We start from the raw sequence: 11,934 nt of genomic DNA on the forward strand, positions 1-11,934 counted from the left end.
TCAACCACCGGGCTCTTCCACGGACGCCTCAGCAACCGCCGATGAAGCAGTAGACGAGCGATCGGGCCGGAACGGCGCAGAAATGGTCGCGCAAGCGCCTTCCCGATCTTGTAGGTAACAAAATGCATCTTTACAGGCTCCTAAAGGATTTGGCGATTGATCGTCCCGGCAAGCAGTCTGCGAGCCATTTCCCTGAGGTAGATCACGCCAACGAGGCCAGGACTCGACCTGCGACGTGAGGGCAATCACATCCGAATCTGTTTGAAGAAGTCGCGATAGCTCGATATAGCGCTGAATGATGACCTTTCCATCCGAATGGCCGAATACTACCGGCGTAAAAAGACCGGCGTAAAAAGACCGGCGTAAAGAGATTTCATGCGATGCGCACCGGACCGTGCGACGTTCGATACATGCCGCATTACTCGAAGAAACAGGTCACGCCTGCGCGCACATCGAGCCACCAGCGAAGGGGCGATCGCCAAATTGGCCTGCGGCCAAACAGGAACCGGGCGACCTGGAAACATTGCGTCGCGCAACCATACGGGCAGACAGCCTTCGACGAGTTCCGTCCACGTATAAGGGCGCGCCAACGGCATCGCATCCCGGTTATTCTGATCCGTTGCCACCTCAATAGTCCTTAGATAGTTGATCCATTCCGCCTTAGGCTCCGAAAAGCATGACTTCACCAGCGTGTTCACGACGTGCCGCGCGACTGGCGGAGAAGCCAGATCCTTGGCGAGATCGAGATTAGCCCTGCAGAAATCAAGGCACAGCCTTTCCAGATCGGCAAAAATCTCCTTCTGCGCGCTGGATAGCTCGCCGCAGACCGGATACGATCGATCACCATCTAATTCGTAATATCGAACCGTCCCGTGGGGAGCGCAACCGATCAAGTGCTCCAGAATAGTCGTGTAATAAAAGACCTCGCTCGGCGAAATTCGACCTACCTTGTCCGGCGCCAGCTCATAAAACAAGCCCAGGGCGCTGCCGGATTCAGCCGGTGGATTTCGGTCCGATTTAAGTCCGAGGTAGTAGCCGCAAATCGAAGGGCCAGGTTTCTTAAACCCAAGGAGATGTCCGAGGGCCGTCTGACAGGTAAGATACCAGCCTAAATCAACCAGTGCCCAAGGCATCGTCTCATCCATAAGGCCCTGCGAGGAAAAATAAGCCATTGCCGCTCTTCGGCGGTGAGCGATTTGGTCTTGGAGTTGCGTTCGGATACGGTCATGATTGAGCAGCGCCCAGAACCGGTCCCAATCTCCGGTCGATCGCAGAATCCCATCTCCACCGTCGGTGCTTAACAAATGCCGGAGGCTGCCATCTATCTTTGAAACGTCGATCTCAAGTTTTGCCAGAATGCGGTCCAACAAGGGCGTTTCCCAGGACGTGGTGATCCAGGGCATCCCCGAAATGGATAATTCGGAAACGGAGGGCAGGCGAAGCGCGTGACGGGATACCTGCAAGTACCGGCAGTCCATCCCGCCAAGTGAAGGCGCCAACATCTCTGCCACCCGATGTAACAAATAGCAGTCCCGGGAAAGGAAATACAGTCGCGAGCGTCCATCCGCACGCGCTTGAGTCACCGCCCACGCTGCAAAGGTAAGCACGACGGGCCCGAGAAATTCCGACACAAAATCATGCGCCGCCGGGTGCCCGGATCGTTCTTGGAGCCGAAAGATTCGCATACCTCCTGCCACTTTCGACGTCAACGCGGGATCGATCGTCTCTCCGGAAAACAGCGATCTCTCGTATGGAGACAGCTGTGTATTGATGACCTGTTTGACCGAAATTCCGAGGCGTTGCGGGATCTCCCAGTCGCTGTGCGGGTTGTCTCCAATGTGGGTAACCTGACTAGGGGATACTTGCTCCCGGGTGATCAGGTGTTTGAATAGATTGCCTGATCGCTTGGTCAGACCCACCTCACTCGAAACGTAGAAACAATCACCCTGTTCGGCAAAGCCATGCGTGGACAGGCATTCCCTTATGAAATCGGCTGGCAAATAGGTATCTGACGTAAACACCACCTTGCAGCGATTCTCCCGAGCCTTCTTCACCGCAGTCAACACTTCGCTATTTGGGCGAAGCAGCCTGCGCTCGAGCGCCAACTCCATCTGTTTCCCCTCCACTTCATCGAGCCCGGGAATCATTTTACCCAGTTGATGCCAGATTTGATCAAGCGTCACCTCTTCTTGGGGGCTCGCGTGAAACGCCCGGACCTCTGCATTTATACGTGCGGCGGTAAAATCCTCCGGAAACGCGCTGCCCAGTAACGGTTCCAGGCGGGCTCGCAGATATAGCGCGATCTGCTTGAAGACATCGGAATCAAACGCCGTCGAACGCACCAAGCAGGTGCCGAAGACGTCGAACGACATGATCACTTTGGTAGGAATGGTCGTCACTTAACTTCACGCTCGCGACTATTCGCCTGAGCCGTTCGGGACCCAACTGCTTGGAGGTTCAGTTCGAAACTTACCTCGTCTAGCTTTTCCCAAGATAGTTCCGCCTTGAACACCTGAAGCCAACACCAGCGGACAATCCAGCGGCGTAATGCATCACGGCTCTGGCGCCTCCACACGCGCTTTGGGAGCCGGCCGAGTCCCTTGGACGCATCAATCTTGATCTCATCGAATCCGGCGTTCTTGAGGACGAAGTAGAGCGAATGTTCCGTGAAGCTCGAGTGGTGAGTATAATCGTTGTATCGCCACCGCGCGGATAGAATTGCACTCGCATTGGGAACGGTAAGAAATAGTTTTCCACCGGGTTGCAAGACCTCGTGGATGGCCAGTGCGAAGCCGATCTGGACCTGGATCGGCACATGCTCGAGTACATCCAGCAAAGAAGCGAACGCAAATTGGCTGCGATGCGCTTCGAGCCAAGCAATCGTATCGTCCGTCACGATCACCTGAAACCCGGCATCCCTGGCCTTTTGAGCTTGTTCAGGCGACACCTCCAAGCCCAATAGATTGGTGTATCCGAGGTTACGCATTGCGCGAAGCGCAAAGCCATATCCGCAACCGACGTCGATTATCGGTGAAGATCGATCGGCCGGCAGGTGCCGCCCTAGCAACTCGGCCATGTTTCGCGTCATGGTTTCTGCGTGCTCCTCCGAGTCATCGTGAAACCGGCGGTAGTAGATCGAATAGTCAAATCGGTTCATGACCGGGAGTGATTAAAAAATTCAGCCGGACACCTAAGCTGCTAGGCCATTATAAGCTCTCGAAAGACGATCGTACCCCAGCCGCGTGTCCAGGCTGCGAGCGTAGCACCCGCTCCTTGTTCCGGAGCGACCTCAAACATCAGGGTCTCCATCACGACGTCAAAATCGAGATGCCCGGTCCGGTTGTCGCCTTTGCCGAGCGCTACTCCACAAAAGTAGTGTCCCGGAGCCAATCTAGGCGATGGAAGCACCAATTTGTACTCGACTTCCTCTCCCCGTTTGGGTCCGGGCCGTTCAACGCTAAAACAGCTGCCAACGGGAATCGCATCAGCGGTGAAAACGGTGATGCTGAAGCGCAGTTTAGAAATATCGTCGCGGGCACGGATTTTGGCGTAGAACTCAAAGTCATCGCCAAACTGAAAAAGTGGAACCGGACGGTCGAACCGTAGAGAGATAAACTTAGCGGCCATGGTCCCGACGTACTTCCGGCGTGCGTGCTCCACCTCAAATACCGTTGTATTGTCGTCGGATATGCTGCCCGAATACATTTCGATCGCCTTGTGCGAGGGCCCCTGATAAAAGAGTTGACCGTTGGCAAACACTAAACCAGTCGTTGTAAGTTGTTGTACCGCGGACATGTTGTGACTGACAAAAAGCACGGTACGCCCTTGCTTCGTGGACACATCCTGCATCTTGCCTAAGCATTTCTTCTGAAACTCGACGTCTCCGACCGCAAGCACTTCATCCACGATCAAAATCTCAGGCTCCAAGTGGGCAGCAACTGCAAACGCCAGCCGTACGTACATGCCACTGCTGTAGCGTTTCACGGGCGTATCGAGAAATCTCTCCACCTCAGCGAACGCAACGATCTCGTCAAACTTCACCTTGATCTCGGCACGCTTCATCCCGAGAATCGAACCGTTTAGGTAAATGTTTTCGCGTCCGGTAAGTTCAGGGTGGAACCCCGTGCCGACTTCAAGCAAGCTGGCCACTCGGCCTTTGATGCGGACCCGGCCCTCGGTAGGTTCCGTGATCCTGCTCAGAATCTTCAACAGAGTGGATTTACCGGCGCCGTTGCGTCCAATAATCCCAAAAACCTCTCCTTCCTTAACCTGAAATGACACGTTCCTGAGAGCCCAGAAATTTTCGACCGAATTTTGAAAGGATGAACGGCCGGAAGCCTGAGAATGTGAATCAGTTTTCCCATTCCGGTGCCCGAGGACCTTGCCAAGCCCTCTCAACGGAGCTACCGCCTTTCGAGCGATCACATCTCGTAAAGTGGCATATCCATCGCCATTACCCATGTGATTCAGGGTATAGCGTTTGCCGAGGTTTTCGACCGAGATGACAGTTTCCAACATAAGTTCTAAATCACATCCGCAAAAGTCTTCTCCGTTTTTCGGAAGTATCGGATACCGATAAGGAGAAACAGGCCGACAATCCCAACCGACAGAATGAATCCCGGCGCGTAAATGTGCGCTTCCCCGCGGCAGATGGCCCAGCGGAACCCATCGATGACTCCGACGATGGGGTTCAACGAATAGACCAGGCGCCAATTCTCCGGGATGACGTCACTGCTGAAACCCACGGGCGAAATGAAGAGACCGAATTGCACGATAAACGGGATGACGTAACGAAAATCCCGGAACTTTACGGTTAGGGCGGCCAGGAGCAAACCCGGACCGAGTGCGGCGAGAAAGGCGAGCAGGGTGAAAAGCGGCAGGGTAATCAACCGCCAATCCGGCACGAAGCGAAGCCAGATCATGAGCACCCCTAACAGCGCGGCTGAGATCAGGAAATCCACCAGACTGGTAATGACTGCTCCGGCCGGGATGATCAGACGTGGGAAGTAAATCTTTGAGATGAGGTTGGCATTGCCGACCAGGCTGGTGCTGGCCTCCGAGAGCGAACTGGAGAAAAACTGCCACGGCAGCATCGCGGAGAAGACCAGGATGGGATACGGGATGCCGTTGGACGGCATTTTGGCGATCCGGCCAAACACGACGACAAAGATGACCATCGCGAGAAATGGACGGAGCAGCGCCCAGAGCACACCGATCGCGGTTTGCTTGTAGCGTACGGAAATATCCCGCCAGGCAAGAATGTAGAACAGTTCCCGGTAGCGCCAGAGATCACCCCAATAGTTTTTCTCCGTGCGTCCAGGCTCGATCAACAGTTCGTGAGCCTTGCGGAATTTGGGCATGCTGCCGCCCGTGGTCGCGACCAACTGGTTCGGATTCACATCTGTAGTAATATGTCTCTTGTATCCCGTGGGTGGTTTGGCCCGCGGAACATTCATCGGGTGGATTCGTCCGGAAGGACGAGCCCACTATCCCTAAAGGCGCCGGCGGCCGGTAATGGCCTTGGTCCGAATATCAGACGAGATAAACTCACGGCAAGTGACGCAATTCAAATGGCGGTGACGGCATCTTTCCGATCATTGCAGGATCGACACACAACACACCGCCCGGCGGCACTTAACAGGCGTTCTTGTGTTTCAAGAACGTCAGCAACATCGTCTGCAGGTCAAGGAGCAAATTCCAGTGCTCGACGTAGTAAAGGTCATGGCTGAGCCGGTCAAACAGGTTGGTATCGCCGCGCAAGCCGTTCACTTGCGCCCACCCGGTAATGCCGGGTTTGACGGTATGGCGCGCATTGTAATGCGGGATCGCGTGCTTGAAATCCCGAATCAGTTCGGGCCGTTCGGGCCGCGGCCCGACCAGGCTCATATCGCCGATGAGGACGTTCCAGAATTGCGGCACCTCGTCAATGTTCCACTTCCGGATGAACCGGCCGATTCGAAGCCGGCGCGGGTCGTCCTTGGTGGACCAGCCGATTTTCCCGTCCTTCTCGGCATCCAGCCGCATGCTTCGAAGTTTCAACATCTGGAACGTCCGCCCGTTCCTGCCGAGGCGCCGCTGGCGGTACAGGATCGGCCCCGGCGATTCGACATAGATCAGGATGCCGAACATCACGATGAACGGTGCGGACAGCAGCAGGCCGACGGCGCCTCCGACGATATCGATCAGGCGTTTAATCAGCTTGTTGAACAGACGATCAAGGGGCAGGCGGGATACTCCCAGGATCGGAACTCCGCTGATCGTCTCTACGTGAAGTCCGGAGACCAGGATGCTGAAATAGGAGGGGACGACCTTGAACTGGACCAGTTCCTTTTCGCACAGAGCGGCCAGAGCGTCGCAATGCTTAACCGGCACATTCGCGTCGGCCAGCAGGACGATATCGACCGCGAGGGTCTCGACGAGTTCCCGGATGTCGTGGTAGGGCCCCGTTTGCAGGCTTTCGTTGGACGGTTCATCGTTGACGTCCCCCGCCGGGGTTGGTACCCAGCCGACCACGGTATAAGGATGCGATGGGTCGCGCTCGATGACGTCCTTGAACCGCTGAGCGTACGGGTTCCGGCCGACCAGGAGGATTCTCTGCCGAAGTTTCTCGGCCACCGCGTCGTTTCGCAGCCAGCAATAGAACAATTGCCGCCAGGCGTAAAGGCCGACCATCGCCGTGGACGTGGCCACCGCCACATAAACCCGGGAGAGAGGGGGTTGAAACTTGAACAACAGTGAGAAGCCAAGAAATGCCGCCCCCCAGAGCATGCAAGTGCTGATCACATCCCAGAGTCGAGAACGCCGGTGAAGCAGCCAGCGGGCCTCGTACATCTGCTTCTGCGCGAGCACGGCCAGCAGTGAAGCCGAACCGAAGACGATGTACCGGGCGTAATCGCTCAGCATGAGTCCCGACGGCGGTTCCACGCCGAATCCCCTGAGGCTGCTGCGGAACCGCAGCCAGTACGCCGCCAGGAGGCAGACGAGGATCACGACGGCATCGCCGGCGAGACAAATAAGTGCAATCCGATCCGGGAACTGCCTGCATTCCTCGGTTAATCCGAGATCGGTCCGGCTTACCGTTGCCTGGGTAAGTGTTCCCTCGCGTTTCAGACGATCTTGATAGGTACTTTGCACGCTCGTTATCCCTTTCTTCCTTCGTTGCGGACTACTGCTTCAATGCGCGCGCACCGGCGCGTGAACCCTTCATGAGCGGTACGTCAATCGCCCGGACGGGACGGCCTTGGTATAGCCGCCGGCATAGTAAGAAGAATAGTATGCGTCGCGAGAGTTTCGCGCCATCCGGTTCAAAATGAGTCCTCCAGCCTTGTGAGTCGCTCGCGCCAGACGGGCGCACGCCCGCGTGACGGCCCGCCGTGGGGTTTTACCTGCGCGGACGACGAGGCAGACGGCCTGAACGTTCCGGGCGATAAGCTGGGTGTCGCTGACGCTGTTGACGGGAGCGCTATCCAAAACGATCCGGTCAAAATGGAGTCCTGATTCCTCCAGCAACCGCGCAAGTTTGCCCGATGCGAGCAGTTCTGCCGGTCTCGACGCGCGCTCGCCAGCCCCGAGAAACCACAGGTTCTCGATGCCGGTGGCCGTGCAGCACCCATCGATCGTCGCGCGGTCCGCGAGACAAGCGGTTAACCCGGGGACTTCGGTGTTAGGTAAGACAACCTTGCTGAGGCTCGCACGCCGCAGGTCAGCGTCGATGAGGAGGGTTCGCAAGCCCAGTTGTGCGGCGGCCACCGCATAGTTGAGCGAGCAATAGGTTTTGCCCTCGCCCGGATTGGCGCTGGTGAACAGGACGGACTTGAATTCGTCTTCCCGCCCAAAGAAAGAGATCGCCGTCCGAAGCGTGCGGAACGCTTCCGCTTCATGGGTAGCGGGGCCCGTCATCAGAACGGGTTCGGTATTAAGGTCTTTCCGTCGGGATTCAGGGATCAACGTCAGGACCGGAAGCCCTGAAAGGCGCTCGGCGTCATCAATGGTTCGGATGGACGTGTCGGTCATGCCCATACCGAAGATCAGCCCGGTCCCGACGACCGAACCGGCCAGGAAGGCAAGCGCCAGGATCTTCATCTTCTTGGGCTTAACGGGGCTGGAGGAAACCAGCGGAGACTCGATCAGGCGGATGCTGTTCTCGCCGATCCCCTTGGTCACACCGGTCTCTTTCATGCGCGTCAGCACGGAATCGTAAAGCGCGCGGTCGGACTCAACTTCACGCACGAGCACGTTGTAAGGAACCGCTATCCGGTTGAGTTCCAGGGCCGCCTGCTCCTGCTCGTTGAGCGCCGCGACGAGATTGGCCTCCCTGGTCTTGGCAATCTCATACGACTTCATCACCTGGTCCCCGGCGCTAAGCAGCGTCCGATTAAGGATCTGCTTTACGCCTCTCGTCTGAACGTCGGCCTTAAACACGGTCTGCCGGTTTGCAAGCTGCCTGCGGAGATCCTGCACTTCAGGAAGACTTGCCACACTCGCCAGCTTTAACAGTTCCTCCGGGGTAGTTGCCCTGCCCTCGCGAATAGCCACTGCATCCGCCTCCAGCTTAAGGCGTTCGGCCTTGGCCTCGGTCACCTTCAAGTTCAATTCCTTGAGCTTTTCGACGATAATGTTCTGCTTTTCTTCCAGAGACACCGCATGGTACTGCTCACGATACGCCTGAACCGCCTGTTCAGACTTGTGTAGCTTCCCTTTAAGACGGTCAGCTTCCTGCAGCAGGAAATCGTTGGCGGCCTTGGCGACGCTGTACTTTTGTTCGAAACTCTGGTCCAGGAACTCCTTCACCATCGACTGGGCAAGTTGCTGCGCCTGTCTCGGATCGGTGTCTTCAACGATGATGTCGATCAGGCGCGTGCCGCGGCGGAGCGAAACGGAAAGTTTCCCTCTGAACCGGTCGACCAGTTCGCTGTCCAGGTAAGCCGAACCATCCTTTTTTGGAGGAGCAAACAGCGGGTCCTTCTCCAGGCCGTTGACGCGGATTACACGCAGGAGGAGCGTGTCGCTCATCAAGCTTTGCTCGATGGTTTTCAACACCTCGGGCGACCTGAAATCATCCGAATTGATGTTCTGGATATTAACAACTCTCGGCGCTTCCTCCTCGACTTGGATGGTTGCGTGTGATTCGTAGATTTTTGGCGTTCGGATCAGATAGGCAACAGCCGCTCCCAAACTCAAAATAACAAATAAAATGATGATCCAGCACTTGGACAGGAGCAGGCGAAGGAGATGCGTGTAATCGAACGTCAATGCCGGAGCATCGCTCAAATGCGGCGATACCGTGGTCGTGTGCAAACGGACGGGCACGATTTCAGTACGGTCTGGCATATATTCGCGGTTAACATTTAGAACACCGGGACGGTAAAGAGGTAATCCGGAGTGGCAAGGGAAACCTCAAGACGCCTCCGGCTGGCATCACACCTGCTATAATTACGCGGCAATTCGCGGTAAAAGGTATGATTTCTAACAAATATGCGAGCTCACCCGATAGCATGATGCGGACCCCGCCCTGAGGTGCCGTGCCAACCAGGAAGTATTGTTGCGATTATTCAAGATGGATTGCAAGAGATTACCACCTACCGCCCGTTAGGATTGCTGATGATCGTCTGCCCGGCTAGCCTCTGGACCGTGAACATGCTCCTTACGACGGCGCACGATCGGGCGGCCACGGCAGGTTATTTTGGTGCGCTCGTGCTTGCGGCGGTCTGGTGTTTTGCCGGGCCGGCAAACGCGCAGCTCAAAATCGGCGAGATTAATCCGATCAGCGGTGCGATCGGGCAATACGGGATCATCTGCCACCGCGGGATCGCGCTGGCGGCCGACGATGCTAACGCCCAGGGCGGCGTGCTGGGCCGGAAAATCGAATTGATCACGGAGGATAACCAGTCGCAGCCCGGCCAGGCCGCAACCATCGCCCGGAAGTTTGTGACGCAGGACAAAGTCCTGGCAATCGTGGGCGATCTCACGTCCTCCGCCACGCTTGAGGCTGCACCGATCGCGCAGCAGGCCGGCATTCCCCTGGTGACGCCGACCGCGACGAACCCGAAGGTGACGCAGGTAGGCGATTTTATCTTTCGGATCTGCTTTATCGACGAATTCCAAGGCCGGGTGATGGCGCGCTTTGCAGCTGAGCAACTGAAAGTGACCAAAGCCGCGGTTCTGACCGACGTGAAGCAGGACTACAGCGTCGGCCTGAGCCGGTTCTTTTCGGACGCTTTCAGCAATGCCGGTGGCGCGGTCGTGAAAACGCAGAGCTACTCCAGCGGCGACACCGATTTTCGCGCCCAGCTTACGGCGTTGCGCGCGGCCCATCCTGAGGCGGTCTTCCTGCCGGGTTATTACCCCGAGGTCAGTGTGATTTTACGCGAGGCCCGGCAGCTCGGCCTTAACGTTCCGTTCCTCGGTTGCGAAGCCTGGGACAGTCCGACGCTGCTGCGGGTCGCCGGAAAAGCGGCTGACGGCAGTTATTTCTCAAACCACTTTTCTCCGGATGACCCCGAGCCCGGGGTAGCCCGGTTCGTGGATCATTACCGGCAGAAGTACGGCGACCGGCCGGATACGTTTGCTGCGCTCGGGTATGATGCGGCGGCGCTCCTGTTCGATGCCATCAAGCGTGCGGGCAAACCCGAAGCGGACGCCGTCCGGGAGGCGTTGGCGCAAACCCGGGATTACCCCGGAGTGACCGGGGCCATCACCATCGATGCGCAGCGCAACGCGTCGAAGCCGGCCGTCATTCTACAAATTCAGGACGGCCATTTCATCTACCTTCAAAAGGTTAACCCGGGTTCGCCATGACGCGATTACTTGTTTCTCGAATTTTTGTTTTTACGCTGCTGGGCGCGTGCATCGCCCTAACGGGGAGTGCGTCTGCGCAGGTCAAGGTCGGGGCGGTGAGTTGCCTGACCGGTGAGCTTTCCACCTTCGGGGTGTCCAGTATTCAGGGCGCCCGCCTGGCGGCGGATGCCTTGAACGGCGAGGGGGGCGTGCTCGGGCAAAAACTGGAACTCCTGGTCGAGGACAACGGCTCGAAAGCGGGCGAGGCGGCGACGATTGCGCGTAAGCTGCTTACCCAGGATCACGTCGCCGCCATCCTGGGCGACCTAACCAGTTCCGCGACGATGGAGGCTGCGCCGCTGGCTCAGGCGGCCGGCGTGCCGCTGCTAACGCCGACGGCTACCGGTGAGGAGATTACCAGGATCGGCGAATATATTTTCCGGAGCTGTTTTCTTAACTCCTTCAGCGGCCAGGTCATGGCGAGGTTTGCCCTGGACAGGTTGCGAGCGACGCGTGCGGTGGTGTTGACCGACGTGAAGCAGGACTACAGCGTGGGGCTGACGGCCGTGATCAAGGCCTATTTTGAGGCGCATGGAGGCAGGGACTTGATGGAACTCTCCTTCAGCAGCGGCGATACCGACTTTCGTGCCCAGCTCACCCGGGCCCGGGCGTTTCGGCCCGAGGTCATTTTTGTTCCCGCCTATTACCCGGAAGCCGGCTTGATCCTGCGCCAAGCGAGGCAACTGGAAATAAAAGGCCGGTTCGTGGGCGGTGAGGGCTGGGACAGCCCGGCCCTGTTGCAGGTGGCCGGCAAGAGTGCCGATGGCGCGTATTACGTAAACCACTTTTCCGCGGCTAACCCTGAGCCAAACGTGCAGGCGTTTGTGCAGGCTTATCGCCGGCGGTACGGCACAGCACCCGACGCACCGGCGGCACTTTGGTATGACGGGGCGCGGCTGATCGCCGACGCGATCAGGCGGGCCGGTGCGGCCGATCCGAAGCGGATTCGGGACGCGCTGGCCGCAACCAAAGATTTTCCCGGCGTTACCGGTTCAATCTCGATGGACGCAAACCGCAATGCGTCCAAACCCGGGGTGGTTTTGACCATCCGGGATGGACAAGTCAGGATGGTTGAGGACGTGAACCCGTAACCGGCGG

8 protein-coding genes are annotated in these 11,934 nt (G+C 57.5%); 2 read left to right on the forward strand and 6 right to left on the reverse strand.

The window, feature by feature from the left end:
* Nucleotides 1-326: 326 nt before the first annotated feature.
* From JO015_06010 to JO015_06035, 6 genes are all read right to left on the reverse strand, one after another.
* A complete protein-coding gene (locus JO015_06010; GenBank protein MBV9998652.1) occupies nt 327-2,399 on the reverse strand; it encodes a hypothetical protein in 2,073 nt (690 codons plus the stop codon).
* A complete protein-coding gene (locus tag JO015_06015) occupies nt 2,396-3,157 on the reverse strand; it encodes a class I SAM-dependent methyltransferase (protein MBV9998653.1) in 762 nt (253 codons plus the stop codon). The genes JO015_06010 and JO015_06015 overlap by 4 nt, the downstream gene beginning before the upstream one ends.
* A gap of 41 nt (nt 3,158-3,198) precedes the next feature.
* On the reverse strand, nt 3,199-4,518 hold the full coding sequence (locus JO015_06020) for an ABC transporter ATP-binding protein (GenBank protein ID MBV9998654.1): 1,320 nt from the start codon (nt 4,516-4,518) through the stop codon (nt 3,199-3,201).
* Nucleotides 4,519-4,523: 5 nt separating this feature from the next.
* Complete coding sequence (locus tag JO015_06025) at nt 4,524-5,360, reverse strand: ABC transporter permease (protein ID MBV9998655.1); 837 nt, start codon at nt 5,358-5,360, stop codon at nt 4,524-4,526.
* Nucleotides 5,361-5,634: 274 nt separating this feature from the next.
* Nucleotides 5,635-7,134: a sugar transferase gene (locus tag JO015_06030; protein MBV9998656.1), complete on the reverse strand. Its 1,500-nt coding sequence runs from the start codon at nt 7,132-7,134 to the stop codon at nt 5,635-5,637.
* Nucleotides 7,135-7,203: 69 nt separating this feature from the next.
* A complete protein-coding gene (locus JO015_06035; GenBank protein ID MBV9998657.1) occupies nt 7,204-9,330 on the reverse strand; it encodes a polysaccharide biosynthesis tyrosine autokinase in 2,127 nt (708 codons plus the stop codon).
* Nucleotides 9,331-9,561: 231 nt separating this feature from the next.
* On the opposite strand from JO015_06035, the gene JO015_06040 reads away from it, so the two are divergent.
* Entirely contained in the window at nt 9,562-10,797 is a 1,236-nt protein-coding gene (locus JO015_06040; GenBank protein MBV9998658.1) for an ABC transporter substrate-binding protein, read from the forward strand.
* Nucleotides 10,794-11,927, forward strand: coding sequence for an ABC transporter substrate-binding protein (locus tag JO015_06045; GenBank protein ID MBV9998659.1), 1,134 nt, complete (start codon nt 10,794-10,796; stop codon nt 11,925-11,927). The genes JO015_06040 and JO015_06045 overlap by 4 nt, the downstream gene beginning before the upstream one ends.
* The last annotated feature ends 7 nt before the right edge of the window (nt 11,928-11,934 follow it).

The sequence above is a fragment of the Verrucomicrobiota bacterium genome, assembly GCA_019247695.1.
In the GTDB taxonomy this organism is placed as follows: Bacteria; Verrucomicrobiota; Verrucomicrobiia; order Chthoniobacterales; family JAFAMB01; genus JAFBAP01.

What these genes read in the sequence shown, in the direction of transcription:
- JO015_06045 (MBV9998659.1), top strand. Translation starts at nt 10,794, where the DNA reads ATGACGCGATTACTTGTTTCTCGAATTTTTGTTTTTACGCTGCTGGGC.
- JO015_06025 (MBV9998655.1), bottom strand. Translation starts at nt 5,360, where the DNA reads ATGCCCAAATTCCGCAAGGCTCACGAACTGTTGATCGAGCCTGGACGC.
- JO015_06035 (MBV9998657.1), bottom strand. Translation starts at nt 9,330, where the DNA reads ATGCCAGACCGTACTGAAATCGTGCCCGTCCGTTTGCACACGACCACG.
- JO015_06015 (MBV9998653.1), bottom strand. Translation starts at nt 3,157, where the DNA reads ATGAACCGATTTGACTATTCGATCTACTACCGCCGGTTTCACGATGAC.
- JO015_06020 (MBV9998654.1), bottom strand. Translation starts at nt 4,518, where the DNA reads ATGTTGGAAACTGTCATCTCGGTCGAAAACCTCGGCAAACGCTATACC.